Source organism: Halobaculum saliterrae (genome assembly GCF_009831625.1).
Classification (GTDB): domain Archaea; phylum Halobacteriota; class Halobacteria; order Halobacteriales; family Haloferacaceae; genus Halobaculum; species Halobaculum saliterrae.
The window spans coordinates 95,684-121,946 of sequence record NZ_WUUS01000005.1 but is presented as its reverse complement, the minus strand read 5'-3'; the positions used below and the strand labels follow the sequence as shown (position 1 = coordinate 121,946).

The following is a 26,263-nucleotide window of genomic DNA, read 5'->3' as shown; positions in this document are numbered from 1 at the left end:
TACGGATCGGGTTATCGGTCAGGCGTTGTCTATGAGCACGCTGGGTGAGGGGTATTCGATGGGGTATCCTTCCCGAGAATCGTGTTTCGCCCCGAGGATGCGCGCAGGATCGGGGTCCCGATATTCGAGGTCTCGACGCCGGTGAGTATCGCATCCCACCTCTCGTCGTCACCGATCGTCGCGATGAGCCGGCGTCAAAGACCGGATCCCCAGACAGTAGGCTGCAACTGATCCCGACAACTACCGCTTGCCGGTCGCTGTACGGTCGATTTATCAGGACCGACGTCTTCAAATAACTGCACACTACGTCCAAGCAATCACGTCCTACCATGGATGTTCCACCGGCGATCGACGTCGATTCGGACCCGCGGGTAACCGGTGAGGACAGCGCGGTTTCCGTGACCGTCCTCGCACAGGACGACGGTGGCACCCGACCGAACAAGCAGTAAGCGAACCCACGCGACGCCGGCCCGGTATGGACGGCCACACCGGATCCAACGCGGGTCTACCACCGAGCGCTCTCGGGTACACTCTTTATTACAATTACCGCGGGTGGTATCCGCTCGATCGCAATGGAACGAGATCACGTTGCCGATGACGACGAGGGCAAGACAGTAGTCGACTCCAGTGGCCGAAAGATCGGGATGGTCACGGAGATCAGGTCCGGAACCGCCTACGTGGACGCCGACCCCGGCCTCAACGACTCGGTCCGTTCGAAACTCGGTTGGGGCCACGCGAGCGAGGACGACTACGCGCTCGAGGAGAACCGAATCGACACCATTACCGACGACGAAATCAGACTAAAGGACAGCTTCTAGGCGCCGCCCAATCCGGGCGTCCGAGCCTTTCTCGACGGTCGACGGACCCTGCAGCTGCCTCACCGACTTGAGTCGGTGCCTCGCCGGGGGCGGCCCGGGTGCCGGTCGAGAGCGTGACGCCAGAGCGATGCTCGCCAAGTCCGTGCCGCGACCGTCCAGTCAACGACTGTGTCACGAACGTGTACGGCGCACGTCGTGTACGGAACACCGGTTGGCGGTCCTTCCTCTGCTGATCCAGTCGCCAGTCGGTGAACCAACGCGGGGCGTGCTGGCGGAGATGTGCGCGACGAATCGTCGTGCTCAGTCGTCCAGGTACTCGTCCACGAAGATCCCGACGCGCTCGCGCGTCTCCTCGGGGACGGCGTCGGCGGGCGTGTTGATCGTTCCCTCGAGCGAGCCGTGGGCCTCGCAGTCCATGTCCTCGGGGAACGTCCGGACGGCCTCCTCGACGGTCTCCTTGATCGCCTCCTCGTTGGCGGCGGCGTTCTCAAGCACCTCCTCCAGGGTCACCTCGGCGTCCTGCTTCCACACGTCGTAGTCGGTGACGCCGGCGACCGTCGCGTAGGCCATCTCGGCCTCGCGAGCGAGTTTCGCCTCGGGGATCGCGGTCATGCCCACCAGATCCCAGCCCTGGCTCTTGTAGAACTCCGACTCCGCCTTCGTGGAGTACTGCGGCCCCTCGATGCAGACGTAGGTCCCCTCGTCGACGACGTCGGAGTCGGAGCCGAGGTCGTCGAGCGCGCGCTCGGCCGCCTCGGCGAGGTGGTCGGCGAGCTTCGGCGAGTACGGCCGCGTGAACGGCTGGTGAACGACGATCCCGTCGCCGAAGAAGGAGAGGTCGCGGTGCTTCGTCCGGTCGTAGATCTGGTCGGGGACGACGATCGTCTGCGGCGACAGCTCCTCCTTCAGCGAGCCGACGGCGTTGCTGGCGATGACGTACTCGACGCCGGCCTGTTTCAGCGCGTGGATGTTCGCCTTGTACGGCAGGTCCGTGGGCGAACGCTGGTGATCGGAGCCGTGCCGGGGGAGGAACACGACCTCGCGGCCGGTGTCCCCGAACTCGCCGATCTCAAGGTCCGCGGAGGGCTCGCCGAAGGGAGTGGTGACTGACTCGGTGCGCGTGTTCCGCAGCGGGAGCGCCTCGTAGATGCCGCTGCCGCCGATGAAGCCGATGGTCATGCGTGGCTCACGATTCAGGCGGTTCCGGCTAAAGGCATGCGGATCGGTCGCCGCGATCGCTCCCCCGCCGCCGATCCACACGTCTTTGTACGACCGGGCAGGAGAACGGTCGGATCAATGCTACTCGCCGGAACCGTCGTCGCCGACCCGGAGACGGTCATCGCGGATGGCGCGGTCGTCGTCGAGGGGGACGCGATCGCCGCCGTCGGCGACGAGGCGACCCTCCGCGACCGCTACTCCGACCACGAGCGCCGCGAGTTCGGGATCGTCGCGCCCGGCACCGTCGGCGCGCACGTCCACTCGGTGCAGTCGCTCGGGCGGGGGATCGCCGACGACACGGCCCTCCTGGACTGGTTGAACGACCACGTGCTCCCGATGGAGGCCGGCCTCGGCGCCGAGGGAATGCGACTCGCAGCGGAGCTGGGCTATCTGGAGTGCATCGAGTCCGGCGTCACTACGGTGATCGACCACCTGTCCGTCCATCACGCCGACCAGGCGCTGGAGGCGGCCGTCGAGTCGGGCATCCGCGCTCGCGCCGGGAAGGTGTTGATGGACACGAACGCGCCCGATGGACTCCGACAGGACGCCGAGCGGGCGCTCGCGGAGTCGGAGGTGCTCATCTGGAACTACCACGGCGCCGCCGACGGGCGGGTCCGGTACGCGGTCACGCCACGCTTCGCCGTCACCTGCACCGACGAGTGTCTGCGCGGCTGTCGCGAGCTCGCCGACGAGTACGATGGCGTGCGGATCCACACCCACGCCTCGGAGAACACGGACGAGATCGCCGTCGTCGAGGAGCGAACCGGCGAGCGCAACGTCGAGTACCTCCACGAGGTCGGCCTCACGGGCGAGGACGTGATCCTCGCCCACTGCGTCCACACCGACGAGACGGAACGCGAGATCATCGCCGAGACCGGCACCCACGTCACGCACTGCCCGTCCTCGAACATGAAGCTCGCGTCCGGGATCGCGCCCGTCGAGGACTACCTCTCGCGCGGCGTCAACGTCGCCCTCGGCAACGACGGCCCCCCGTGCAACAACACGCTCGACCCGTTCACGGAGCTGAAGCAGGCGAGCCTGCTCGCGAAGATCGACGCGCTCGACCCGACCGCCGTCGACGCCGGGACGGTCCTCCGGATGGCGACGCGCAACGGCGCCGCAGCCGCCGGGTTCGAGCGGGTTGGCGCGCTCCGCGAGGGGTGGAAGGCGGACGTGCTGGGTATCGATACCGACGTGACCCGGGCGACGCCGCTGCACGACCCCGTGAGCCACCTCGTGTTCGCCGCCCACGGCGACGACGTGCGCCTCACGATGGTCGACGGCGAGGTGCTGTACGACGAGTCGCGCGGCGGTCACCGGACGCTCGACGCCGACCGGATCCGTCGCGAGGCGAACGCGTTCGACGTGCCCGGCGTCGAGGACTGAGGCGATCGATCCGGCTCAGTCGATACGTGACCGCTTCGCCTCCGCCGCCTCCACGTGCCCGCGAGTGAAGCCGGGCACGTCCTCGTCGTCGGCGACCCGGTCGAGCGTGTACCACCCGACGGCGGCGACCTCGTCGGGCGTGGCCGGATACGGGTCTCCGGTCGCGTGTTCGGCGAGACAGACGACGTTCAGACACGGCTCGCCGGTGTCCAACTCGAACACGCCGCTCGTGACCACTCGGACCCCGTCGACCTCGACGGCGACCTCCTCCATGAGTTCCCGGCGAACGGTCGATTCGATGGGATCCGAGTCACCGGGGGCGGCCTCCATCGTCCCGCCCGGGAGCCCCAGCGTCCCGCCCGCGTGCTCCTCCTCGGCGCCGCGCTCGATCAGGAGGTACTCCGGGTCGCCGTCGCGGAGGCGGTACACCGCGGCGTCGACGTTGACGACGTAGCTGTCGGCCATACGGTCGGGATCGCGGAGCGGGCCGAAAGCGATTGCGTCCCCGTGTTTCGTGGTACCACGCGTGAGAAGCGTTCAAGACCCATCTTCGCTTCGTAGGAGTCATGAGCGGGTCCTCCTCAGCGCACGCGTCGGATCTCGTCGAGGGGGATCTCCTCCGCCCGATGCTACGCGTGGCGTGGCCGCTTGTGCTCATTCAGCTGCTGCAGGTGATGTACAACGTCGCGGACACGTTCTGGCTCGGGCGGCTCTCGTCGGACGCGGTCGGCGCGCTCTCGCTGGCGTTCCCGATCGTGTTCCTGTTCATCAGCGTCGGCGGCGGGTTCACCGCCGCGGGCGCGATCCTCGTCGCCCAGCACACCGGCGCGAGCGCCGCGAGTTCCGGAAGCTCCCGCGAGGCGGGCAAGGTCGCCGGGACGGCGCTCGGGTTCGTGATGCTCGTGGCGATGGTGCTGGGCGCGCTCGGCTACCTCGCCGTCGAGCCGGCGCTGGCGCTCATCCCCGCCGACGAGCAGACGGCCACGGACATCGTCCCGCTGGCGGCGGCGTACATGCGAGTGTTCTTCCTCGCAACGCCGTTCCTGTTCGGCTTCTTCACGTTCGTCTCGCTCATGCGGGGGTACGGCGACACGCGAGCCCCGCTCCGCGTGATGGTCGTCTCGGTCGCAGTGAACGTCGTCATCGACCCGGTGCTCATCTTCGGGTGGGGACCGGTGCCCGCCTACGGGATCGAGGGCGCCGCGTGGGCGACGCTGATCTCCCGGGCGATCGCGACCGTCGTCGGCTGGTACGTCCTGTTCGGGACGCCCGCCGGGCCGTCGATCCGCCTCGGCGACCTCGTCCCGAAGCCGGCGATCGTGAAGAAGGTACTCCGGCTCGGCGTTCCATCGGCGCTGGAGCAGTCGGGCGTCGCCCTGGCGTTCGTCGTGCTCACGGCGCTGGTGGCGACGTTCCCGCCGGCGATCGTGGCGGCGTACGGGCTCGGGAACCGCCTCATTTCGCTGGTGTTCCTGCCGGCGATGGGGCTGGCCCAGGCCGTGAACACCGTCGTCGGGCAGAACCTCGGGGCGGAGAAACCCGACCGCGCGCGGCGTGCCGTTCGGGCCGCGTTGACCGTCGTGACCGCGGTGATGCTCCCGGTGGCGGCGCTGGCGGCGGCGTTCCCGACGCCGATCGTCCAGCTGTTCCTCCCGCCCGGCTCCGCGGGGGCGGGCGAGACGATCGGGTACGCGTCGACGTACCTGCGGGTCGCGTCGGTGATGTTCGTCTTCACGGGGATCTTCGAGGTCTCGCGCGGGACGTTCCGCGGTGCCGGCCGGACGACGACCGCGCTCGCGCTGTCGCTGGTCGCGGTGTGGATCGTCCGGGTGCCGGTGACGTACGCGGCGGTGTTCGTGTACGACTTCGGCACCGCCGGGATCTGGTGGGCCGTGGTCGCCGGCGATGTCGTCGGCGCGCTCGTCGCGCTCGCGTGGCTCGCCCGGGGTTCGTGGACGAGTTCGGTCGTCGACCCGCCGTCGGCGGCACCCGCCGACGACTAGCTTCCGGGTTGGAGTCGGTGACGACCGTCGCTGCCGGGGTTCGCGTGACGGCTCACGTCTCTCGGGGGGGCCCGGGTGACGGACCCGTGTCCGCCGAAGTCGACGCTCACACCAGGGATCCGCTCTCCAACAGCGCGATCAGCCCGGTCAGGATCGGGATCGACGCGAGCGTGGTCACGAGGATCACGGTGCTCACGTACTCCGGAACCGAGACGCCGCCGACCTCGAGGTCGTCGGCGAACGCGCCGACGAGGATGAGCGGGGTCACGGCCGCGGGCGTCGCGGACTCCAGGACGAACACGCGCGCGACGGTGTCGTCCTGAAAGCCGACGACGGCCGCGATGGCGACCGCGACCGCGGGCGCGACGACCATCTTCAGGATCGAGGGGGTCGCCGCCTGCGAGAGCGCGGCGCCGTAGTCCGTTCGGGACAGCTGGATCCCGAGGATCAACAGCATCACCGGGATCGACGAGTCGCCCACGAGCTGGAGCGTTCCCATCGCGGTGCCGTCGGCGGGCGGCACGACGCCGAGGGCGCGTGCGCCGAGCGCCACCGGGACGGCCCATACGAGCGGGATCTTGACGACGCGCCGGATCCCCTGCAGGCCGCCGCCGCCACCGGCGCGGGAGGCGACGTACACGCCGACGGTGTAGATGAGCACCGACTGGATCGCGAGATACAGCACCGCCGCCGCACGACCGCCCGCCGGGAACGCGAAGTCCGACAGCGGGATGCCGTAGTTCCCCGAGTTGGGGAACGTCGCCGCGAGCACGAGCGCCGACAGCCGGGGCTCGGACTCACCGAGGAGCCGCCCGACCCCCTCGGCGATGACGATCATCCCGAGGATGTACGCGGTGACCGCGATCGTCATCCGGGCGATCGTGGCGCCGGAGAAGGCGGCGGTCGCGAGGCTGTGGAGCACGAGCGCGGGCGCGAGCACGTACACGACGACCGTGTTCAGCGGGTCCGGGTCGACGTCGCTCGCGCGCCCCAGCGCGAACCCGACCGCCGCGACGGCGACGATCGGCAGGACCGCGCCCGCGAAGATGTCGAGGAGCGCCACGCCGTCACCCGGTCACGCCTCGCCGTCGTCGTCGCCGGCGCGGTTGTCGAGCAGGCGGTAGCCGTCGGCCGTCTCGCGCACCTCGTCGCGGCGCTCCATCTCCTCGAGCACCTCCCCGACGCGTCCCGGCTGGGCGATCTCCATCTCGATGCGGTCGATGCCGTGGAACTCCGCGAGGAGCCTGCGCACGTCCTCGAGCGTGAACGTCTCCGCGTCCGCCTGTTCCATCGCGCCCGTGGTGAGGTCGATCATGTCCTCGATGAAGTTCCACGGGTACACCATCCACGTCCACTCCTCGAGCTGCTCGGCGACGAAGTCGGGCTCGAACTCCGACGTCTGTAGCAGCTGGAGCGTCGCCGTGCGCACCTCGCCGCAGTCGCGGTCGGCGACGTACTCGTGGGCGCGCTTGATCGACCCGCCGGTGTCGGCGATGTCGTCGATGATGAGCACGTCCTTCCCCGAGACGCTGCCCTCCGGCATCGGGTAGCGCACGGTCGGCTCGCCGGACTTCTCGGCGGTACCGACGTAGTGCTCCATCTTCAGGCTCGTGAGGTCGTTGAGCCCGAGGAAGTCGCAGATGCACCGCCCCGCGAACCAGCCGCCGCGCGCGAGCGCCACGACCACGTCCGGCTCGAAGTTCGCGGCCTTCACCTGATCGGAGACGTCCCGACACAGCCCGTAGATGTACTCCCAATTGGTGACCGTGCAGTCGAAGTCGTCCGGGAGGTCGCTCATTACCGGGTTCTCGTGCCGGTGTTCGTATAAGGGTTTACAGAGGGCCTCACGGACCTGTCGGCATATCTGATACCGACCGGCGACCGGGGGGAACTGTTCAGCAGCTCAGTCACCACGATCGAGGGCGGTCGCAGAACGGGCGCCTCCATCGAGGGGACGGCACAGAATTACTACCGGGGCCCACGACTCGCCGATATGACCGCCCCCAGAGACTCCGACCCGGGCGAGTCGGAGCCGGACGCCGAACAGGTGTACGAGACGATGGATCCGCTCGAACCGTATACGACCGGTGAGCTGGCTTCGATACTCGACGCCTCGAAACGGGTCGTCCGCGGACTACTGGATGCTCTCGCGGGAGAGCAGCGGGTTCGCAAAAAGAAACCGGAATCCGAACGGGTCATCTGGATCCGGGAGCCACCTAAACATCGGTGTGGGAAGTGTGGCGGAGAGTTCGAGGTGAAGTACGTCCATCCGATATTCCAAGCCGTCCAGTTCTGCCCCAAGTGCGGCACCCAGCTCCGAACGGAGTGATCGTCGGGGCTGTGGTCGTCGTCGCCGTCGAGATCTCGAGATAATATTAAATATTACGATCGAATGGGTCGAGTATGGGTACTGGTTTTGATTCTAGCGAATACTGGCTGCTCGTCGTCTCCGGCATGGGTGTCTGTCTCGGCCTCGTGTTACTCGGCGAAACGATCGCCATCGCTGTCGGTCCACGGTCGTTCTCCTTGGAGTTCGCCATCGGATTCCTCACGTCGTTGCTGGCGATCGGAGCGCTCGTCTATGCGAGACGGTGGATCCGGAGAAGTGGCCTCTCCGGCGAGCGATATCGACGGATAGCGGGATGGTGTGGTGGGAGCGCGGTGGGGTTTCTGGTACTCAATCTCCTGTTCATGATCTCGATTCCGCCGGAGTCGCTCTCGCTCGCGGTCGCGTGGGCCCGGTGGACGTTCTCATTCGGTGGCGGTGTCGGGTTGCTCATCGGGATCTCTCAAGCACAGGCCTTCGAGCGAGCCCGTGTCGCGGAGCGGCTCGCGGCCGAGCAGCAAGCGACGGAGCGACAGAACGAGCTCCTGGAGCAGTTCGCCAGCATCGTCAGCCACGACCTCAGAAACCCGCTCAACGTCGCGACGGGTCACCTCGACCTCGCGCGGGAAACGGGCGAGGACGACCACCTCGAAAGGGTCGAGTCGGCGCTGGAGCGGATGGACGCGATCATCGAGGAGACCCTGCTGTTGGCGCGCGAGGGGCAGGCGGTCGGGGAGACGACACGGACCGACCTCGGAGCGATCGTCGAGACGTGTTGGGCAACCGTCGAGACGGCGGACGCGGAGATCGTCACGGAGCCGCTCCCAACGGTCGAGGCCGACGGCAATCGGCTCCGTCACGTCTTCGAGAACCTCTTCCGCAACGCCATCGAACACGGCGGTGAGGCGGTGACGGTCCGAGTCGGGCCGTTGGCCGACGGGTCGGGGTTCTTCGTCGAGGACGACGGCCCGGGGATCCCGCAAAGCGAGGCCGACGAGGTGTTCGAACTGGGTCACACGACGTCGAACCAAAGTAGCGGATTCGGGTTGGCGATCGTCGCCCGTATCGTCCGGGCACACGGCTGGGAGATCCGTGTCACCGACAGCGACACCGGCGGCGCCCGATTCGAGGTCACGGGAGTCACGGTCGTCGAAGGGCCGGCGAGTGGAAGCGAGGACCCCGCCGAGTCCCCCGAAACACTGGTCGGATCGTAGGGGACACAGTCCGCGCGGCCCGTCCGCCGTGCGATCGGTCGGCACACGGATTTGGCGGCCGGGACGTCGGAGCACGGATGCAAATTCGGCCCACAGGGAAACGCCTTTACTCGTGTCGGGTCTGTTGTCCGGTAATGAGCGAGACGCCGACCTCGACGAGGGCCGCCGCCGTCGAGTCGAGTGTCCGCCCCGTCTTCTCCGCGAAACCGAAACGTGTGTGAGATCGTCCCCGGCGTGGCGTAGCGTCCGGTCTGGGACGAGTTCCGGCCCGTAATCGTACACGAATCGAAAGCAGCCAACCCGACACGACTGCCGAACCCGACACCACACACGACATCAATGACGATCCACCACGACACCTTCGCCGGGGTCTACCCGGCGATGACGACGCCGTTCACCGACGGTACCGACGCGGTCGACCACGAACAGCTCGCGGCCGACGCCCGCCGACTCGCCAACGCGGGCGTCGACGGCCTCGTTCCGGTCGGCTCGACCGGCGAGGCCGCGACGCTCACCCACGACGAACACGCCGAGGTCGTCGAGACCGTCGTCGAGGCCGCCGACGTCCCGGTGATCGCCGGCACCGGCTCGAACTCGACGCGGGAGGCGCTGGAGCTCTCCGAGCGCGCGGCCGACGCCGGCGCGGACGCGCTCCTGCTCATCTCGCCGTACTACAACAAGCCCGAGCCGGCGGGTCAGTACGAGCACTTCGCGACGATCGCCGACGCCGTCGACCTCCCGCAGGTCGTGTACAACGTCCCGAGCCGGACGGGCCTGAACCTCGACGTCGACACCGTCGTCGACCTCGCGGCACACGAGAACGTGCAGGGGTACAAGGCCGCCTCCGGCGACGCGAACCGGATATCGGAGATCGTCGAGCGCACTCGCGGGGAGACGTTCGACGTGCTCTCGGGCGACGACGGAATGACGCTCCCGCTCATGTCGATGGGCGCGACTGGCACCATCTCGGTCGTCGCCAACGTGGAGCCCGAACGGACCGGCGCGATGGTCGGCGCGGCCCTCGACGGCGACTTCGAGCGCGCCCGGGAGATCCACCACGAGCTCGGGCCGCTGATGCGCGCGCTGTTCCGCGAGACGAACCCGATCCCGGTGAAGGAGGCGATGGCGATCCGCGGGTACGGGCCCGCCGAGATGCGCCCGCCGCTGACTCGCGGCAGCGACGAGACCCTTCGGGTGCTGACGGAGTTGCTCGCCGAGTTGGAGGACGCCGACTCGCCCACCGCGGAGGCCTGACGTGGCCGACCCCGTCCGACTCGCCGTCACCGGCGCCGGCGGCCGAATGGGTCGGGAAGTGATCGAGGCCGCGGGCGACCGCGAGGACTGCGAGGTCGCCCTCGCGGTGAACCGGTCGCCGGTCGACCCGGTCGCCGGCGTCGAGGTCGCGGACGCGGACGACCTCCCGGACCTGCTCGCCGACGCCGGATCGGTCGACTCCGATCCGGCCGTCGACGTGCTCGTCGACTTCACCGGCCCCGACTCCAGCGTCGAGTACGTCGCCGCCGCCGCCGAGGCCGGCGTCGCCTGCGTCGTCGGCACCACCGGCTTCGACGACGAACAGGAGGCCGCCCTCCTCGACGCCGCCGAGGCGGTGCCGGTGTTGCGCGCCTCGAACTTCTCGCGGGGGATCGCCGCGCTGCGCCGGGCGGTCCGGGCGGCCGCCGGAGCGCTTCCCGGTTACGACGTGGAGGTCACCGAGACCCACCACAACGGGAAGGTCGATGCGCCCAGCGGCACCGCGCTCACCCTGCTCGACGACGTCGAGGACGCCCGGCCGGACCTGAACGAGCGCGTCCACGGCCGCGAGGGCGACGCGCCGCGGACCGACGACGAGATCGGCGTTCACGCCCGCCGCGCCGGCGACGTCGCCGGCGAGCACGAGGTGCTCATGGCCGGCGACGAGAACGTGCTCGAACTGACCCACCGCGCCGGCTCCCGGCGCGTGTTCGCCGCCGGCGCGCTCGACGCCGCCGCGTGGCTCGCCGGCCGCGACGCCGGCGAATACGACTTCACGGAGGTACTCGAATGACGACGACACTGGAATCAGACATCGACGACCTGTGGCACCGCTACGACGACGGACTGACCGCGGCCGACGCCGACGACGGCGTTCGCCGAACCCTCGACGAGTTCCTCGACGCGCTGGAGGCGGGCGAGGTCAGAGCGGCCCGCAAGACCGGCGCCGGCGTCGACTCGTGGGAGGCCAACGAGTGGGTGAAGCGGGGGGTTCTCCTCAACTTCGGCCTGCGCGAGACAGAGCGCCGCGAGTACGGCGGCGTCGGCTACTACGACGTGCTCCCGCTGCGCGAGACCGACGACTTGGAAGCCAGGGGCGCGCGCAACACGCCCGACGGAACGGTGCTCCGCCGGGGTGCCCACCTCGGCGACGACACGATCATGATGAGCCCGTCGTTCGTCAACATCGCCGCGTCCGTCGGCGACGGAACCCTCGTCGACTCCTGTGACACCGTCGGTTCCTGTGCCCAGCTCGGCGAGGACGTGAAGCTCGGCGCGAACACGCTGATCGGCGGCGTGCTGGAGCCGGTGGAGGACGCGCCAGTGATCGTCGAGGACGGCGTCTCGCTGGGCGCCGGCTGTCGCGTCACCTCCGGCTTCCGAGTCGGCGAGAACTCGGTCGTCGGCGAGAACACGCTCCTCACGCCCCGAATCCCGGTGTACGACCTCGTCGAGGAGGAGGTCGTCTACGGCCACCTGCCCGAGAACCGTCGGGCGTTCACCCGGTTCGTCGAGTCGAGCGTCAGCGACCACGACCTCTTCGAGGGCGGCGCGTACAAGCCCGCGGTCGTCGCCACCGACGTGGAGACCGAGACGCTGGAGGCGACGCGGCGCGAGGACGCGCTCCGGGAATGAGCGGCGAGCAGTCGTCCGCGCCGGAGCCGGGGCGAACGACCGCCGAGGGCGGTCCGGCGATCCGGCGGCTCGCGGAGTGGAACGCCGACCGCCTGCACGAACTGGCGGCCGACCACGGCACCCCGCTGTACGTCACGGACCTCGACCGCGTCGCGGAGAACTGCGCACGGCTGCGCGGCGCGTTCCCGGACGCGGACGTGAAGTACGCGGTGAAGGCGCACACGGGTCGCGCGGTGCTGGAGTCGGTCCGCGAGTCCGGACTCGGCGCGGAATGCGCGTCCGCAGGCGAGGTACGTCGAGCGCTCGACGCCGGCTTCCCGGGCGACCGCGTCGACTACACCGCGGTCAATCCGCCCGCCCGCGACCTCGACAGCGTGGTCGAGTGGTGGGAGGAACATCCCGAACTCACGATCACGGTCGGCGCGCGCGACACGCTCGACCGCCTCGCGGAGCGCGGCTACGACGGCCGCGTCTGCGTCCGCGTCAACCCCGGCGTCGGCGCGGGTCACCACGAGAAGGTCCGGACGGGCGCCGCGCCGAAGTTCGGCGTTCCGTACGATCGCGCGCCGGAGGTCGTCGACGACGCGCGCGACCGGTTCGATGTCGTCGGGCTTCACGCTCACGCCGGGTCGGGGATCCACGGCGAGGAGGACTTGGCCGCCCACCGCGACCTCGTCGCTCGAATGGGCGAGTTGGCGCGCGAGGTCGGCGACGGGCAACTGGAGTTCGTCGACGTCGGCGGCGGGTTCAGCGTCCCGTACTGCGAGGACGACCCCGCGCTCGATCTGAACGCAGTCGCCGACACGACACGCGAGGCGCTGGGCGACGTGGACGCGACGCTGGCGGTCGAGCCCGGGCGCTACGTCGTCGCCGACGCCGGGGTCCTCCTGACGAGGGTGAACACGGTGAAGCCCACCCCTGAGACCACGGTCGCCGGTGTCGACGCCGGAATGACGGACCTGCTTCGCCCGGCGATGTACGACGCGTACCACGCGATCCGGAACCTCGACGCGTCAGAGGGGAGCGCCGAGGGACCCGTCACCGTCGCCGGGCCGATCTGCGAGACGGGCGACACCTTCTGTGACGGGCGCGACCTCTCGATCCCGGAGCGGGGTGACCTGCTCGCCGTCGGCAACGCCGGCGCGTACGGCTACGAGATGGCCTCGACGTACAACTCCCGGCCGCGCCCCGCGGAGGTGAGCCTCGCGGGCGACGTGCTCCGCGAGCGCGAGACGCTCGCGGGAGTTACCCGTTTGGAGCGCGGAGGTGGAGGCGAATGAGCGAGTCGACGGAACCGAGCGCCTCCGCGGGAGCCCGGACGGTGCCGGCCGTGAAGTACCACGGCACGGGCAACGACTTCCTCGTCGTCGACGCCGCGGACGCCGACGGTCGAGTGCCCGACCGCGGCGCGTTCGCCGTCCACCACTGCGACCGCGAGACCGGCGTCGAGGGGGCCGAACGGACCGGGGCCGACGGCGTCCTGTTCATGGACATCGAGGAGTCCACGGCCGGCGGCGACGGTCCCGTCACGGCTACCATGACGCTTGTCCAACCGGACGCCTCGATCGCGGCGATGTGTGGCAACGGCGCGCGCTGTGCGGCGGCGTGGGTCCGCGAACGCACCGGCGCGGACGTGGTCGAGTTGGAGACGCCCGCGGGCGTTCGACGCGCCGAGATCCGTGACGGCGACGGGACGGACGCCGCCGCCGCCGGCCACGAGGTCACCGTCGAGGTAGAGATGGGCCGTCCGTCGTTCGATCCCGCAGACGTTCCGCTGGCCGACGATCGCTACGACCCGCTGATCGAGGAGGACGTGGAGGGACTGACCGTCACCGCCGTCGACACGGGCGTCCCCCACGCCGTCGCGTTCGTCGACCGTGGGGACGACAGTGGAGACACCGGCGACGCCGGCGACGCCGGCGGCGTGGACGCGGTCGACCTCGACGCGGTCGCCCCGCCCGTCCGCCACGCTGACGCCTTCCCCGAGGGCGCGAACGTGACGCTCGCCGCCCGTACCGGCGACGGGACCTTCGATCAGCGAACCTACGAGCGCGGCGTCGAGGGGGAGACGCTCGCCTGTGGAACCGGCGCCGTCGCGGTGGGCACCGTCGCGCACCGCCTGGGGATCACCGGCCGGACCGACCTCGCCGTGTCGCCGCCGGGCGGCACCCTGCGGATCACGGTCCCGGACGACGCCCCGGCGACGCTGACCGGGCCGGCGGCACGGGAGTTCGACGTGGACCTCCCGGTCCCTGAGTCGGGGCCGGAGGAGGGCGAATGAGCGACGCCGAGGGCGGCGACGAACCGGCGCCGGCGACCGAGTTCGATCCGGTCGCGTTCCTCGCGGAGGCGGTTCCGATCGCGTCCCACGAGTCCGTCGACGGAATGCGGGAGTTCCTCGTCGAGACGCTCGCCGACCACGGCGCGGACCCGTGGGTCGACAACGCGGGGAACGTCCGGGCGACGCGACGCGCGCCGGACGCGGACGCCGCTGCGGAGGGACCGCACCTCGTGCTCAACACGCACATCGACACCGTCCCGCCGCACGTGCCCTTCGAGCGGGGAACCGACGACCTCGGGAACGAGGTGTTCCGCGGCCGCGGCTCCTGCGACGCGAAGGGCCCGCTCGCGGCGTTGCTGTCGGGGTTTCTCGCCGTTGAGCCCGCCCGTGGCGCGGTCACGCTCGCGGTGACGCCCGACGAGGAGACCCTGTCGACCGGCGCCGACGCGCTCGTTCGCGGGCGCGACGCGGACCACACCGAGGGTCCGGTCGACCCCGTCGACGGCGACCTGTTCCTCGTCGGAGAGCCGACCGACTGCGACGTCTGCGTCGCCGCGCGCGGTCGGTTCGAGGGGACGCTGACGCTCTCCGGCTCCGCCGCCCACGCCGCGGAGCCGGACTCGGGCGTCAACGCGGTCGCCGCGCTGGAGGACGCGCTGGCGGCGGTCCGCCGGTTCGACGACGACGCCGAGGCGCATTCGATGCTCGGCGCGCCGACGCTCGTTCCGACGGGAGTGACCGGCGGCGAGGCGACCAATCAGGTTCCGGCGGCGGCGACGATCACCCTCGACCGGCGGTCGGTGCCGCCGGAGACGGCCGAGGGGTTCCGCTCGGAGTTGGAGAGCGCGGTCCGTGCGGCCGTCGACGACGCCGTCGAGGTCTCGTTCGAGCTGACGGAACGCCCGACGCCGTTCCTGGAGGCGTTCGACACGCATCCGGATCACGCGCTTGTGGGGGGCGTGAGCGAGGCGGCTCGGGCGGTCGGGGGCGACGCTACCGCCGACAGCACCGACCCGGACGGCGAGGTCCGACCCTTCGGCGCGGCGACGGAGGCGTCGTACTTCTCCCCCGCGCCGACGGTCGTCTTCGGGCCGGGCCACCTCGCCGACGAGGAGGGCGCGGTGGCCCACAGCGAGCGCGAGTACGTCCGCGTCAATCGCGTCCGCGACGCCGCCGCGACGGTTCGGCGCGCCCTCGACTCGTTGCTCGGCTAGGGTCGGGCCGCCCCGGCGTCGGTCGTTCGGGGGCGGCGTCGTCCGATCGACCGCCGTCGCTTTGGTCTCCGGGACGGTACCACGGGGCATGTGTACCCTGACGCTGGCTTGGCGGGCGTTCGACGACGCTCCCGTCGTCGTGGCGGCCAACCGCGACGAGTCGTACGGCCGCCCCTCAGAGCCGCCGGCCGACCGCAGCGACGGGGTGATCGCCCCCCGCGACGCGAAGGCCGGCGGGACGTGGATGGGCGTCACCCGGGACGGCCTGTTCGTCGGGATCACCAACCGCTGGGTCGAGGGACTGGCCGGGGAGCGCTCACGAGGGCTGCTCGTCGACGACTGCCTGCACGCCGGATCCGCCGAGAACGCGGCCGGCCACGTCGGGGAGTCGTGTCGCGAACACGAGTACGACGGCTTCAACCTCGTGCTCGCGGACGCGACGACGGCGCTCCTGCTGGAGTGGGACGGCAAGCTGTCGGTGACCGAGTTTCGACCCGGCGTCCACGTCGTCGGCAACACCGGCTACGACGGGCACTACTTCGAGCCACCCGCGCGACCGGACGCGGGACCCGCCGAGGCGCGAAACGCGACGCGGCTCCGGCGCGAACTCACACCCCGGCGGGGAGAGTCGGCCGACGCGTGGCTCGACCGGGCGGGGTCCGCGCTCGGCGACCACGCGTTCGACGTGTGCGTCCACGACGAGGCGCGCGGCTTCGGCACGGTCTCCTCGACGCTCATCCGCGTGGGGGCCGACGGATCGATACGGTACGATCACGCCGACGGCCCCCCCTGCGAGACGCCGTTCGAGCGCGTCGACGTCGACCGCTGAGGACGGGCGTCGCGACGCCCCGGCCGCTCCCGGCCCAGGGTAAAAGGGAAAGGGTAAACGGGGACGCCGTTCTTGGGGCGTGTATGAGCGCCTCCGACGCCGAAGCGAGCCTCGCCGAGGACGAGCTCGCCGGCCTCGAACTCGTCCGCGAGACCGGCGGCATCCACCAGTCCGACTTCTGGAAGGAGCTGGACGTCTCCTCGCGCAAGGGTAGCCGCATCGCGGAGAAGCTCGAGGGACTCGGGCTGATCGAACGCGAGGACGCCGTCTACAACGGCCACAACACGTACTTCCTGGCTCCCACGGCGAAGGACCTGAACTTCTCGCTGCTGATGGCCGGGGACATGCTCTCGCCGTTCATCGGCGAGGAGGAGATCGACCCCAACTCCGACGCGTTCACACAGTGGCTGATGAACCTCGCGTACGAGGAGTACTGAACCCGGACCGAACCGGACCGGACCCGCGACTCGTTCCTCTCCCGCTCCCGCCGGCGACTGTCGAGCGTTTCGCTCGCTGCCAGCGCCCGGAGCGACACGCATATCCGCGTTCTCCGGCTATCGACGGCAGAATGGACGAGGGGATACGCGTGACCGTCGAGACGCCCGACGAGTCGACAAGCGAGCACGTCTTCGACTCGGAGGGAGAGGTCGAGGCCGGCGACGCGACGGTTCGGTTCAGCGTCGGCGACGCCGGAGATTCGAACGGCGACAGTGACCGGAGCGGGGCCGGCGCGCGCGACGAGGAATCCGACGGCGACGACGGGGATCCGCTACTCGTCGCGCCGCTGGCGGACGTGCCGTCCGACTCCACGATCCGACGGACGGCGATGCGGCCGGACGGGCGCCGGGGCGTCGGGATCATCCTCCGCCGGGACGCCGACTCCGGCGAGGTGTTCGCGTGGCGCAACTCCTGTCCGCACAGGCCCGAGGTGCCGCTCGACCCCGGACGCGGCGCCCGCGTCGACGGGGGAGAGATCGTCTGTCACAAGCACGGCGCGCGCTTCGAGTGCGGCGACGGCCTGTGCACGTGGGGCCCGTGTGTGGGCGAGGAACTCGACGCCGTCGGGGTCGAGGTGCGCGACGGGTCGGTGTACCTCGACGACGAGCGGTTCGCGTCGGTTCGGTCCCGGTAGCGACTACTTCGCTTCGTCCAGTTCGTTCACGAGGTCGCCGCCGTAGCCGACGTATCCCGCGGGCGTCAGCGCGCTCAGTTCCTCGCGCACCGACTCGTCCACGTCCAGATCGTCGAACAGGTCGCGGAAGTTCTCGATCGTGACGCGCTCCCCGCGGGTCAGCTCCTTCACGCGCTCGTAGGCGGCGGTGTCGCCCTCGCGTCGGAGGATCGTCTGGACGGCCTCCCCGACGATCTCGGGGGTGTTCTCCAGTTCCTCGCGCATGATCCGCTCGTTGGGGACGACCTTCGCGAGCCCGGCGGCGGTCTTCGAGTAGCCGATGAGACAGTGCGCGAGCGCCGCCCCGACGTTCCGTTTGACCGTCGAGTCCGAGAGGTCGCGCTGGAGCCGGGAGGTGGTGACGTAGTCGGCGAGGAACGTGAGATCGGAGTTCGCCTTCGAGAGGTTGCCCTCGCTGTTCTCGAAGTCGATCGGGTTCACCTTGTGCGGCATCGTCGAGGAGCCGGTCTCGCCGGCGGCGGCCTCCTGTCCGAGGTAGCGGTCCGAGACGTACAGCCACACGTCCCGATCCAGATCGAGCAGGACGTTGTTGACGCCGCGCAGCGCGTCGAACAGCGCCGCGAGGTCGTCGCAGGGGTTCACTTGCGTCGCGAGCGCGGTGTGTTCCAGCCCGAGCGACGCGACGAACTCGCGGGAGAACGTCCGCCAGTCCACGTCCGGGTAGGCGGCACGGTGGGCCGCGTAGGTCCCCGAGGCGCCCGCGAGCTTCCCCGAGAGGTCGGCGGCGGCGCCCTCGACGCGACCGATGGCCGTCGCGAGTCGGGCGGCGTAGACCGCGAGTTCCTTCCCCCACGTCGTCGGCGTCGCGGGCTGGCCGTGCGTCCGCGCGAGCATCGGCACGTCGCGATACTCGCGGGCCTCCTCGGCGAGGGTGTCGCGGATATCGCGTAGTTCGGGCACCAGTACCTCTTCCACCGCGGGCTTGACGAGCAGGCGCTGGGCGAGGTTGTTCACGTCCTCGCTGGTGAGACCGAAGTGGATCCACGGATGCAGACGCTCGGGCGACTCCGTACGCAGGAAGTACTCGACGGCCTTCACGTCGTGATTCGTCGCCGCGTAGCCCTCGGCGCCCTCGGTCTCCAGCCGCTTGACCAGGCGGGCGTCCTCGGCCGAGAAGTCGTCGACGACTGCGCGCAGGTCGGCTCGCTCCGCGGCCGAGAGGTCGAGGTCGACCCCCGACTCGTCGGCGAGCGCGAGCAGGTACTCGACCTCGACGCGGACCCGGGCGCGGATCAGGCCGGCCTCGCTGGCGTACGGGACGAGCGGCGCGGTCCGGCCGGCGTATCGACCGTCCAGCGGCGAGACGGCGGCGAGGGGGTCCTCGCGTGGGATGTCCATACCCGCGCTCCCGACGCCGGCGGCAAAGCGGTTTCGGTCGGGAGGCACCTCGACCACCACGTCCGTGCATACGACCGGCGATCGTACGGGGATCAACCGTGATTTCGATGCGAGTTCGTGGATACGTTTTCCCACGAGACCGCAACGCTCTTTCCGGCGGCGGGGGAGCGTTCCACCATGAAGATCGCGGGCATGGCGAGCAATCGCGGGCGCAACCTTCGGACCATCGCGGATCGGGCGCCGGGCGGCGCCGAGCTGTCGGTCGTCGTGGCGAACGACGCCGACGCGCCGGTGTTGGACGCGATGGCGAAACGCGGCGTGGCGACGGAGGTCGTCGAGCGCGACGACGGCGAGACGCGCGAGGCCCACGAGGAACGGGTCCTCGACGCGCTCGACGACTACGACTTCGACCTGGTGTGTCTGGACGGGTACATGCGCGTCCTGACGGACACCTTCCTCGACGCCGCGCCCACGACGCTGAACGTCCATCCGTCGCTGCTTCCGTCGTTCGCGGGCAACAACGCCCACGAGCGCGTCCTCGACGCGGGCGTTCGTCAGACCGGCTGTACCGTCCACGTCGTCACCGAGGAGGTCGACGGCGGCCCGATCGTCACCCAGGAGGCGGTACCGGTCTACGAGGGCGACGAGGTGGCCGACCTGAAGGAACGCGTGCTGTACGAGGCCGAGTTCGCGGCGTATCCGCGCGCGGTGAAGTGGTTCGCGGAGGACCGCGTGACGGTCGACGTGGACGCCCACGAGGTCGCCGTCGAGGGCGACGACGCCGGCGACGGTCGGTTCCCCGCGCGACGGACGACCAGCGAGGACCGCGTCCGGGAGCTTCGCTACGGCGAGAACCCCCATCAGGACGCCGCGCTGTACGCGGACACGACGTGCGAGGAGGCGAACGTCGTCGCCGCCGACCAGCTCAACGAGGGCGCCAAGAAGCTCTCGTACAACAACTACAACGACGCCGACGGCGCGCTCAACCTCGTGAAGGAGTTCGACGAGCCCGCCGCGGCCGTCATCAAACACACCAATCCCGCGGGCTGTGCGACCGCCGACACGCTCGCGGACGCGTACGCCGACGCCCTGTCGACGGACGCCAAGTCCGCCTTCGGCGGCATCGTCGCGCTCAACCGGAGGTGCGACGCCGCGACGGCCGAGCTGATCGTCGACTCGTTCAAGGAGGTCGTCGTCGCCCCCGGCTACGCCGACGACGCCCTCGACGTGCTGTTCGAGAAGGACAACCTCCGCGTGCTCGATGTGGGTGACGAGGGGACGATGGGCGAGCGCTCGGAGCCCCTCACCGAGAAGCCCATCGTCGGCGGCCGACTCGTGCAGGAGCGCGACCTGCAGGCGCCCGAGCGCGACGATCTGGAGGTCGTCACCGAGCGCGCGCCCACGGACGAGGAGACCGAGACGATGCTGTTCGCGTGGCGCGTCATGAAGCACGTGAAGTCCAACGGCATCCTGTTCGCGACCGGCACCGAGACGGTCGGCGTCGGCATGGGACAGGTGAGCCGCGTCGACGCCGTCACGCTGGCATCGATGAAGGCCGAAAAGGACGCAGAAGGGAAGTCCGCGGAGGGCGCCGTGATGGCCTCGGACGCGTTCTTCCCGTTCCCCGACGCCATCGAGGAGGCAGCCGATGCGGGCATCGAGGCGGTCATCCAGCCCGGCGGCTCCGTCAACGACGACGACGTCATCGAGGCCGCAAACGAGCACGACATGGCGATGGTGTTCACGGGCGACCGCGCGTTCCGGCACGACTGACGCCAGTTCGGCCCGTTCGGAGGGAGTAGTATCGGCTCTGAAACGGCGACCGGAGCGGTTATGAGAGCCGAGTACGGCTCTAGTGACAGATCCGTGATCGTGCATGAGTGAGGACGTGACGCCCGTCGACACGAGTGCGACCGTGCCCTCCACGTCGGTCAGGCTGGCGAACCTCCACGAGGCGACCCGGACGATGATGCTCGCGGAGTCGCGGGAGACGGTCGCACGGACCGCGGCGACTGCCGCGACGGACGTTCTCGGGTTCCCAATGAACACGGTCCGGCTGTACGACCCGGGGACCGACCGACTCATGCCGACGGCAGTGTCCGCCGGAGTGGAGGAGGTCGCCGGCGAGCGGACGCCCTACGAGCGCGGCGAGACGATCCAGTGGGAGGCGTTCGATGGGGACGAGGTGCTCGTGTTCGACGACGTCACCGAGATAGACGACGACGTACCCCGATCGGGGTCCGGAAGCATGCTCGTCGCCCCGCTCGGCGAACACGGGGTTCTCACCCTCGGGTCGACGACCGAGGGCGGCATCGACCCCGCGGACGTGGAGCTGGCCCGCGTGCTCGCGGCGAACGTGGAGGCGGCGATGGACCGCGCGCGGCGGCGGGCGGCGCTGGGCGAGCGAACCGAGTCGCTGCGCCGCAAGAACGAGCGGCTCGACGAGTTCGCCTCCATCGTGAGCCACGACCTCCGCAACCCGCTGAACGTCGCGCGGGGGTACGTGGAGTTGGCGATCGAGGAGGACGACACCGACGAGCTTCCGGCGGCCCTCGACGCGCTCGACCGGATGGAGGACCTCGTGGACGCGACGCTGTCGCTGGCTCGGGAGGGACGGGACGTCGAGGAGACGGAGCCGACGGACGTCGGGGACCTCGCGCGGGAGGCGTGGGCGGTCGTCGACGCGCCGGCGGCGACGCTGGTCGTCGAGGACGCGCCCACGGTCCCCGCCGACCCCGAACGGCTCCGCACGCTGCTGGAGAACTGCCTGCGCAACGCGGTTGACCACGCCGGCCGCGACGTGACCGTCGTGGTCGGCGCGACCCCGGACGGCTTCTTCGTCGCCGACGACGGGCCGGGGATCCCCGAGGGGGAGCGCGAGGCGGCGCTCGAACGGGGGTACACGACCGCCGACGACGGCACCGGCTTCGGGCTCGCCATCGTCGCCGACATCGCCCGCGCCCACGGCTGGACGACGGAGCTGTCCGAGAGCGCCGACGGCGGCCTCCGCCTGACGTTCGACGGCTCCCGTCAACCATAAGCGGGCCCCGCAAGTCCCTGCGAGTATGCGCTACTACGAGGCGGCGAACTTCCTCCTCGACCTCCGGCGCTTCCAGGTCAAGCCGGGCACCGAGTCGGTGCGCGACCTGTTGGCCCACCTGGGCGACCCCCACGAGGGGATCGACTTCGTCCAGGTCGCGGGGTCGAACGGGAAGGGGAGCGTCGCCCGGATGGTCGAGTCCGTCCTCCGCGAGGACGGCCGCCGCGTCGGCCTCTACACGTCCCCCCATTTCGAGAACGTCCGCGAACGCGTGCGCGTCGACGGCCGCTCCGTCCCGAGGGCCGAGGTCGCGGCGTTCGTCGAGGCGGCGAAGCCGTGGCTTGTGGACCGCGCGGCCGACGGCGAGCCGCTCACCTTCTTCGAGGTGGTCACCGCGATGGCGCTGTGGCGGTTCGACCGCGCGGACGTGGACGTGGCGGTGCTGGAGGTCGGTATGGGCGGCGAGTTCGACGCCACCAGCGTCGTCGACCCCGTCGCCGCCGCGGTGACGAACGTCTCGCTGGAGCACACCGCGGTCCTCGGCGACACCGTCGAGGAGATCGCGCGAACGAAGGCGAAGGTCGCGCCCGCCGACGGCCCGCTGGTCACGGCGACCGACGGCGACGCCCTCGCGACCGTGCGCGAGGTGGCCGGCGACCGCGGCGCCGACCTGATCACGGTGTCCGGACCGACCGGGGGCACCGAGGGCGGCGGGGCGGACCTGACGGCGACGTACGAGGGCGCGGTGAGTCCACAGGAGTCGCGCGTCGGGCTCGGCGGCGACGGCTGGTCCGTGGAGACCCGGATCCCGCTGTTGGGCGCCTATCAGGCGACGAACGCGGGCGTCGCCGCCGCGCTCGCCCGGGCGATGGGCGTCGAGGACGGCGCGACGCTCGCGCGCGGGCTCCGGAACGCCCACTGGCCGGGCCGGTTCGAGGTGATGGAGTCGGACCCGCTGGTGGTGCTCGACGGGGCACACAACCCCGCCGCCTGCGAGACCCTCGGGGAGACGCTCGCGGAACTCGACTACGACGACCTCCACCTCGTGTTCGGGGCGATGCACGACAAGGACCACGGCGAGATGGCCGACACCCTGCCCGCGCCGGCGACGGTCCACACCTGCGCCCCGTCGCTGGATCGCGCGGAGGACCCCGAGGTGCTCGCGCGCGTGTTCGAGCGGGAGACGGACGCGGCGGTGACCGCCGGCGAGTCGGTCCCGGACGCGCTCACGGCGGCGCGCGCGGCGGCCGAACCCGACGACTGCGTGCTCCTCACCGGCTCGCTGTTCTGCGTCGCGGAGGCGCGAACGACGTGGACCCGCCGGTTCGTCCCGAAGGAGCTCCCCGGGGAGGCGGACGCCCGGGAGACGCTCGAGGCGGCGAACGTCCCGGCCGCGGAGATCGACGACGTCGCCGGCGAGAGCGTCCACGAGACGGTGAAGACGCGCGTCTCGGAGACGCAGGCGACGCACCTGCGCCGGGAAGCCGCGAGGGTCGGCGCCGCCTGCGGCGTCAGCGGCGTCGGGGGCGGCGAGCTCGCGGAGGTCGTCTGCTCGGGCTCGCGCGCCGAGCTCGCCGAACTGGCCGGGGCGCTGGACGACCTCGAACACGGCCTCTCCGGGGTGGCGGCGGACCTCCGTGCCGCACTCGGGCTCGACGACGGAACTGCGAGGGAGGGGACCGACCGCGAGTACCCGTGGACCGACGGCACCGCGGTGATGGGCGTCCTGAACGTGACGCCGGACTCGTTCCACGACGGCGGGGAGTTCTTCGACGAGGCCGACGCGCTCGCCCGGGCGGAGGCGCTCGTCGACGCCGGCGTCGACGTGATCGACGTGGGAGGGGAGTCGACCCGTCCGGGCGCCGACCCGGTGCCGGACGACGAGGAGATCGCCCGCATCGAGCCGGTGATCGAGGCGATCGCCGACGTGGACGCGCTGGTCTCCGTGGACACGCGGAAGGCGGCCGTCGCGGAGGCGGCGCTCGACGCGGGCGCGGACGTCCTCAACGACGTGACCGGGCTGGAGGACCCCGAGATGCGCTTCCTCGCCGCCGAGCGCGACGTGCCGGTGATCGTGATGCACAGCATCGAGGCGCCCGTCGACCCGGACCGCGACCCCGAATACGACGACGTGGTCGAGGACGTGATCGCGGAGCTGGGCGAGCGCGTCCTGCTCGCGGAGAAGGCGGGGATCCCGCGCGAGAACGTGATCGTCGACCCCGGGATCGGCTTCGGGAAGTCGAGGCGGGAGAACTTCGAGCTGCTGGGGCGCCTGGACGAGTTCGACGCGCTCGGGTGTCCCGTGCTGTTCGGCCACTCCCACAAGTCGATGTTCGAACTGACCGGCGAGGCCGCCGGCGACGCCCCGAACGGAACGATCGCGGCGACGGCGCTGGCGGCGGCTAACGGCGCCGACATCGTCCGCGTGCACGACGCCGCCGAGAACGTCGCGGCGGTCCGCGTCGCCGCGGCCGCAGCGGACCCGGCGGGGTTCGACGCGCCGGGGGCCCCCGCGGACGCCGAGAGCCGGGACGACGGGAGCGAGGACGAGGGGGACGCGTGACCGGGAGCGACGCCGGCGACGAGGGGGATCGGTCGCCGTACGAGGCCGCGTACGCCCACCCCGACGGCGACGCGACCGCGGCCCGGCTCGCGCAGACCGCCCGACGGTACGGCTACGACGGGCTCGTGATCCGAACGCGCGAGGCCGACTTCGACCCGGACGCGCTCCGCGAGCGGTACGACGTGGACGTGGTGCCGGCGGTCGAGGTCGTCGCAGACGAGCCCTCCTCAGCCAGCGGCGCGGTCGGCAACTTCCGGCCCGACTTCCCGCTGGTGCTCGTGCGGGGCGGAACTGACGCGCTCAACCGCTTCGCCGTCGAGCAGGACCGCGTCGACGTGCTCGCGGCGCCGCTGTCGGGCGACGGGGGATTCAACCACGTGCTCGCGAAGGCCGCGGCGACCCACGGAACGCGCGTGGAGTTCGACCTCGGGCCGGCGTTGCGGGAGTCCGGGGGCACCCGAGTGCGCGCGCTCGGTGGGCTCCGAAAGCTCCGGGAGATCGTCGGCCACTACGACGCGCCGTACGTGGTGAGTGCGCGTCCGACCTCCCATCTCGAACTGCGGTCGTCGCGGGAGCTGGTCGCGTTGGGGTCCGAACTCGGCTTCGACGAGTCCTGGCTGCGTGCGGGCCTCGCGGAGTGGGGGCGGCTCGCGGCGCGCAACCGCGAGCGCCTGTCCGCGGAGTTCATTTCCCCGGGGGTCCGAGTGGACCGGTGTGAAGAAGACGATCGCTGAACACGCGGCGCGGTTCTCCGAGGCCGCCGCCGACTACGACGAGGACCAGAACAGCGAGGAGTACGAGGCGTGCGCCGGGCTGGTCATCCGCCGCGCGGCGCCCGCGGGAACCGACACGGTGCTGGATCTCGGCACCGGAACCGGGGCCATCGCGCTGGCGCTGTCCGCGGACGCCGGTCGCGTCGTCGGCCGCGACGTGAGCGAGGGGATGCTGGAGCAGGCGAGGGGGAAGGCCGCGGACCGGGGCGTCGAGAACGTCGAGTTCGGCCGTGGCGAGTTCCGCGCGCCCGAGTACGACGGCGAGGCGCAGGTCGTCACCTCGAACTTCGCGCTGCACCACCTCGCGGACGAGGAGAAGCGGGAGGCGATCGAGACGTGGGCGGCCCTCGACGGCGGCGTCGCGCCGAGCCGGAGCGACTCGGTCGGGCCGCGGCGGATCGTCCTCGGCGACGTGATGTTCTTCGGTGAGCCGGACCCCGAGGAGCCGTTCTACAGCCCCGAGGTGGACGACCCGGCGACCGTCGGCACGCTGGTGGACTACTTCACCGACGCCGGCTACGCCGTGACGCAGGTCGACCGCGTCCACGACCAGGTCGGCGTGATCACCGCGGAGCGCGTCGTCTCGGGCGGCCGCGAGTCGTGACCGAGTCGAACGCAGTGCCCGGCCACCCGTGAAGCATCTGCCCAAACACCTCCGCCCGCGGTGGCGCTACGTCGTCGTCGGGCTGGAGTCGTGGCCCGACGCCGACCTCTCACGGGGACCGTTCCAGCGCGAGGTGTGGTACGCCGCCCAGAACCTCCTCGGCGACCCGGGGAGCGCGGACGCCGACCTGACGGTCGTCCGCTTCCGGTTCGAGGCGGGAACCGGCGCGGCGATCGTTCGCGTTCGCCGCGGGGAACTCGACCGCGGACGGGCGGCGCTGGCGTGCGTCGACGCCGTCGACGGTCACCCGGTCGGCGTGCGCGTCCGCGGCGTCTCGGGGACGATACGGGCCGGTGAAGAAAGCTATTTAGGCGACGCGGGCGGATTTACTGACGAGAGAACGGTCGAGCACACGGTCGCCGACGAGAGCGGACCCGGTCGCCGTCGCCGCGACGGCGCCGTCGACGTCTCGACGCCGTCGGGGTACGTGGGCGCGACCGACCGAGACACCTCCCGCCCGGGGCGGTCCGACCCGGTCGACGACGCGGACTCGGACGGACACTGAGACTCAGACA

Annotated in this window: 25 protein-coding genes; 20 read left to right on the top strand and 5 right to left on the bottom strand. The window is 70.7% G+C overall.

Annotated elements, in window-relative coordinates; genetic code table 11:
• The first annotated feature begins 572 nt into the window (after positions 1–572).
• Entirely contained in the window at positions 573–818 is a 246-nt protein-coding gene (locus tag GRX01_RS09230; protein ID WP_159666080.1) for a PRC-barrel domain containing protein, read from the top strand.
• Between the two features lie 300 nt (positions 819–1,118).
• On the opposite strand, the gene mtnP is transcribed toward GRX01_RS09230, so the two are convergent.
• Complete coding sequence (gene mtnP / locus GRX01_RS09225) at positions 1,119–1,997, bottom strand: S-methyl-5'-thioadenosine phosphorylase (protein WP_159666077.1); 879 nt, start codon at positions 1,995–1,997, stop codon at positions 1,119–1,121.
• 117 nt (positions 1,998–2,114) lie between these two features.
• On the opposite strand from mtnP, the gene GRX01_RS09220 reads away from it, so the two are divergent.
• Positions 2,115–3,422, top strand: a complete 1,308-nt coding sequence (locus GRX01_RS09220) for a 5'-deoxyadenosine deaminase (RefSeq protein WP_159666074.1) — start codon at positions 2,115–2,117, stop codon at positions 3,420–3,422.
• 15 nt (positions 3,423–3,437) lie between these two features.
• Here GRX01_RS09220 and GRX01_RS09215 read toward each other — a convergent pair whose 3' ends face one another.
• The gene (locus GRX01_RS09215; RefSeq protein ID WP_159666071.1) at positions 3,438–3,887 is read right to left on the bottom strand and encodes an NUDIX domain-containing protein; all 450 of its coding nucleotides are present in this window, start codon (positions 3,885–3,887) and stop codon (positions 3,438–3,440) included.
• Between the two features lie 101 nt (positions 3,888–3,988).
• Here GRX01_RS09215 and GRX01_RS09210 point away from each other — a divergent pair, with 101 nt between their 5' ends.
• The gene (locus GRX01_RS09210; RefSeq protein WP_303645989.1) at positions 3,989–5,425 is read left to right on the top strand and encodes an MATE family efflux transporter; all 1,437 of its coding nucleotides are present in this window, start codon (positions 3,989–3,991) and stop codon (positions 5,423–5,425) included.
• Between the two features lie 106 nt (positions 5,426–5,531).
• Here the strand turns inward: GRX01_RS09210 and GRX01_RS09205 are convergent, their stop codons facing one another.
• Both GRX01_RS09205 and GRX01_RS09200 read right to left on the bottom strand, forming a co-directional pair.
• Complete coding sequence (locus GRX01_RS09205) at positions 5,532–6,488, bottom strand: AEC family transporter (protein WP_321168000.1); 957 nt, start codon at positions 6,486–6,488, stop codon at positions 5,532–5,534.
• 12 nt (positions 6,489–6,500) lie between these two features.
• Positions 6,501–7,223 carry a phosphoribosyltransferase gene (locus GRX01_RS09200; protein ID WP_159666068.1) on the bottom strand — a complete coding sequence of 241 codons (723 nt, stop codon included), beginning with the start codon at positions 7,221–7,223 and terminating at the stop codon, positions 6,501–6,503.
• 195 nt (positions 7,224–7,418) lie between these two features.
• On the opposite strand from GRX01_RS09200, the gene GRX01_RS18825 reads away from it, so the two are divergent.
• The 11 genes from GRX01_RS18825 to GRX01_RS09145 all read left to right on the top strand — a co-directional run bounded on the left by GRX01_RS18825 (position 7,419) and on the right by GRX01_RS09145 (position 17,310).
• Complete coding sequence (locus GRX01_RS18825) at positions 7,419–7,754, top strand: FeoC-like transcriptional regulator (RefSeq protein ID WP_201289554.1); 336 nt, start codon at positions 7,419–7,421, stop codon at positions 7,752–7,754.
• A gap of 74 nt (positions 7,755–7,828) precedes the next feature.
• A complete protein-coding gene (locus GRX01_RS09190; protein WP_159666065.1) occupies positions 7,829–8,965 on the top strand; it encodes a sensor histidine kinase in 1,137 nt (378 codons plus the stop codon).
• A gap of 339 nt (positions 8,966–9,304) precedes the next feature.
• Positions 9,305–10,219: a 4-hydroxy-tetrahydrodipicolinate synthase gene (gene dapA / locus GRX01_RS09185; protein WP_159666062.1), complete on the top strand. Its 915-nt coding sequence runs from the start codon at positions 9,305–9,307 to the stop codon at positions 10,217–10,219.
• Position 10,220: 1 nt separating this feature from the next.
• Positions 10,221–11,012 (top strand): 4-hydroxy-tetrahydrodipicolinate reductase, encoded by a 792-nt coding sequence (gene dapB / locus GRX01_RS09180; RefSeq protein ID WP_394351376.1) that lies wholly within the window; start codon positions 10,221–10,223, stop codon positions 11,010–11,012.
• Positions 11,009–11,854, top strand: a complete 846-nt coding sequence (locus GRX01_RS09175) for a 2,3,4,5-tetrahydropyridine-2,6-dicarboxylate N-succinyltransferase (protein ID WP_159666059.1) — start codon at positions 11,009–11,011, stop codon at positions 11,852–11,854. The genes dapB and GRX01_RS09175 overlap by 4 nt, the downstream gene beginning before the upstream one ends.
• The gene (gene lysA, locus GRX01_RS09170) at positions 11,851–13,134 is read left to right on the top strand and encodes a diaminopimelate decarboxylase (protein ID WP_159666056.1); all 1,284 of its coding nucleotides are present in this window, start codon (positions 11,851–11,853) and stop codon (positions 13,132–13,134) included. Before GRX01_RS09175 ends, lysA begins: the two co-directional genes overlap by 4 nt.
• Entirely contained in the window at positions 13,131–14,135 is a 1,005-nt protein-coding gene (gene dapF / locus GRX01_RS09165; RefSeq protein ID WP_159666053.1) for a diaminopimelate epimerase, read from the top strand. The genes lysA and dapF overlap by 4 nt, the downstream gene beginning before the upstream one ends.
• Positions 14,132–15,349 (top strand): M20 family metallopeptidase, encoded by a 1,218-nt coding sequence (locus GRX01_RS09160; RefSeq protein ID WP_159666050.1) that lies wholly within the window; start codon positions 14,132–14,134, stop codon positions 15,347–15,349. Before dapF ends, GRX01_RS09160 begins: the two co-directional genes overlap by 4 nt.
• An 88-nt stretch (positions 15,350–15,437) precedes the next feature.
• Positions 15,438–16,178, top strand: a complete 741-nt coding sequence (locus tag GRX01_RS09155; RefSeq protein WP_159666046.1) for an NRDE family protein — start codon at positions 15,438–15,440, stop codon at positions 16,176–16,178.
• A gap of 83 nt (positions 16,179–16,261) precedes the next feature.
• Positions 16,262–16,615 (top strand): helix-turn-helix transcriptional regulator, encoded by a 354-nt coding sequence (locus GRX01_RS09150; RefSeq protein ID WP_159666043.1) that lies wholly within the window; start codon positions 16,262–16,264, stop codon positions 16,613–16,615.
• 131 nt (positions 16,616–16,746) lie between these two features.
• Positions 16,747–17,310: a Rieske (2Fe-2S) protein gene (locus GRX01_RS09145; protein WP_159666040.1), complete on the top strand. Its 564-nt coding sequence runs from the start codon at positions 16,747–16,749 to the stop codon at positions 17,308–17,310.
• Between the two features lie 3 nt (positions 17,311–17,313).
• Here the strand turns inward: GRX01_RS09145 and purB are convergent, their stop codons facing one another.
• Positions 17,314–18,708 (bottom strand): adenylosuccinate lyase, encoded by a 1,395-nt coding sequence (gene purB, locus GRX01_RS09140; RefSeq protein WP_159666037.1) that lies wholly within the window; start codon positions 18,706–18,708, stop codon positions 17,314–17,316.
• 177 nt (positions 18,709–18,885) lie between these two features.
• Here purB and purH point away from each other — a divergent pair, with 177 nt between their 5' ends.
• The 6 genes from purH (at position 18,886) to GRX01_RS09110 (ending at position 26,253) form a co-directional block, all read left to right on the top strand.
• On the top strand, positions 18,886–20,481 hold the full coding sequence (gene purH / locus GRX01_RS09135) for a bifunctional phosphoribosylaminoimidazolecarboxamide formyltransferase/IMP cyclohydrolase (protein WP_159666034.1): 1,596 nt from the start codon (positions 18,886–18,888) through the stop codon (positions 20,479–20,481).
• A 103-nt stretch (positions 20,482–20,584) separates the two neighbouring features.
• A complete protein-coding gene (locus GRX01_RS09130) occupies positions 20,585–21,748 on the top strand; it encodes a sensor histidine kinase (RefSeq protein WP_159666031.1) in 1,164 nt (387 codons plus the stop codon).
• A 25-nt stretch (positions 21,749–21,773) separates the two neighbouring features.
• Entirely contained in the window at positions 21,774–24,311 is a 2,538-nt protein-coding gene (gene folP, locus GRX01_RS09125; RefSeq protein WP_159666028.1) for a dihydropteroate synthase, read from the top strand.
• Positions 24,308–25,045 (top strand): RNase P subunit p30 family protein, encoded by a 738-nt coding sequence (locus GRX01_RS09120; protein ID WP_321167999.1) that lies wholly within the window; start codon positions 24,308–24,310, stop codon positions 25,043–25,045. Before folP ends, GRX01_RS09120 begins: the two co-directional genes overlap by 4 nt.
• Entirely contained in the window at positions 25,026–25,688 is a 663-nt protein-coding gene (locus tag GRX01_RS09115; protein ID WP_321167998.1) for a class I SAM-dependent methyltransferase, read from the top strand. The genes GRX01_RS09120 and GRX01_RS09115 overlap by 20 nt, the downstream gene beginning before the upstream one ends.
• 28 nt (positions 25,689–25,716) lie before the next feature.
• Positions 25,717–26,253, top strand: a complete 537-nt coding sequence (locus tag GRX01_RS09110; RefSeq protein ID WP_321167997.1) for an Rpp14/Pop5 family protein — start codon at positions 25,717–25,719, stop codon at positions 26,251–26,253.
• Positions 26,254–26,263: the final 10 nt, after the last annotated feature.

What these genes read in the sequence shown, in the direction of transcription:
- GRX01_RS09230 (WP_159666080.1), top strand. Translation starts at nt 573, where the DNA reads ATGGAACGAGATCACGTTGCCGATGACGACGAGGGCAAGACAGTAGTC.
- mtnP (WP_159666077.1), bottom strand. Translation starts at nt 1,997, where the DNA reads ATGACCATCGGCTTCATCGGCGGCAGCGGCATCTACGAGGCGCTCCCG.
- GRX01_RS09220 (WP_159666074.1), top strand. Translation starts at nt 2,115, where the DNA reads ATGCTACTCGCCGGAACCGTCGTCGCCGACCCGGAGACGGTCATCGCG.
- GRX01_RS09215 (WP_159666071.1), bottom strand. Translation starts at nt 3,887, where the DNA reads ATGGCCGACAGCTACGTCGTCAACGTCGACGCCGCGGTGTACCGCCTC.
- GRX01_RS09210 (WP_303645989.1), top strand. Translation starts at nt 3,989, where the DNA reads ATGAGCGGGTCCTCCTCAGCGCACGCGTCGGATCTCGTCGAGGGGGAT.
- GRX01_RS09200 (WP_159666068.1), bottom strand. Translation starts at nt 7,223, where the DNA reads ATGAGCGACCTCCCGGACGACTTCGACTGCACGGTCACCAATTGGGAG.
- GRX01_RS18825 (WP_201289554.1), top strand. Translation starts at nt 7,419, where the DNA reads ATGACCGCCCCCAGAGACTCCGACCCGGGCGAGTCGGAGCCGGACGCC.
- GRX01_RS09190 (WP_159666065.1), top strand. Translation starts at nt 7,829, where the DNA reads ATGGGTACTGGTTTTGATTCTAGCGAATACTGGCTGCTCGTCGTCTCC.
- dapA (WP_159666062.1), top strand. Translation starts at nt 9,305, where the DNA reads ATGACGATCCACCACGACACCTTCGCCGGGGTCTACCCGGCGATGACG.
- GRX01_RS09175 (WP_159666059.1), top strand. Translation starts at nt 11,009, where the DNA reads ATGACGACGACACTGGAATCAGACATCGACGACCTGTGGCACCGCTAC.
- lysA (WP_159666056.1), top strand. Translation starts at nt 11,851, where the DNA reads ATGAGCGGCGAGCAGTCGTCCGCGCCGGAGCCGGGGCGAACGACCGCC.
- dapF (WP_159666053.1), top strand. Translation starts at nt 13,131, where the DNA reads ATGAGCGAGTCGACGGAACCGAGCGCCTCCGCGGGAGCCCGGACGGTG.
- GRX01_RS09160 (WP_159666050.1), top strand. Translation starts at nt 14,132, where the DNA reads ATGAGCGACGCCGAGGGCGGCGACGAACCGGCGCCGGCGACCGAGTTC.
- GRX01_RS09155 (WP_159666046.1), top strand. Translation starts at nt 15,438, where the DNA reads ATGTGTACCCTGACGCTGGCTTGGCGGGCGTTCGACGACGCTCCCGTC.
- GRX01_RS09150 (WP_159666043.1), top strand. Translation starts at nt 16,262, where the DNA reads ATGAGCGCCTCCGACGCCGAAGCGAGCCTCGCCGAGGACGAGCTCGCC.
- GRX01_RS09145 (WP_159666040.1), top strand. Translation starts at nt 16,747, where the DNA reads ATGGACGAGGGGATACGCGTGACCGTCGAGACGCCCGACGAGTCGACA.
- purB (WP_159666037.1), bottom strand. Translation starts at nt 18,708, where the DNA reads ATGGACATCCCACGCGAGGACCCCCTCGCCGCCGTCTCGCCGCTGGAC.
- purH (WP_159666034.1), top strand. Translation starts at nt 18,886, where the DNA reads ATGAAGATCGCGGGCATGGCGAGCAATCGCGGGCGCAACCTTCGGACC.
- GRX01_RS09130 (WP_159666031.1), top strand. Translation starts at nt 20,585, where the DNA reads ATGAGTGAGGACGTGACGCCCGTCGACACGAGTGCGACCGTGCCCTCC.
- folP (WP_159666028.1), top strand. Translation starts at nt 21,774, where the DNA reads ATGCGCTACTACGAGGCGGCGAACTTCCTCCTCGACCTCCGGCGCTTC.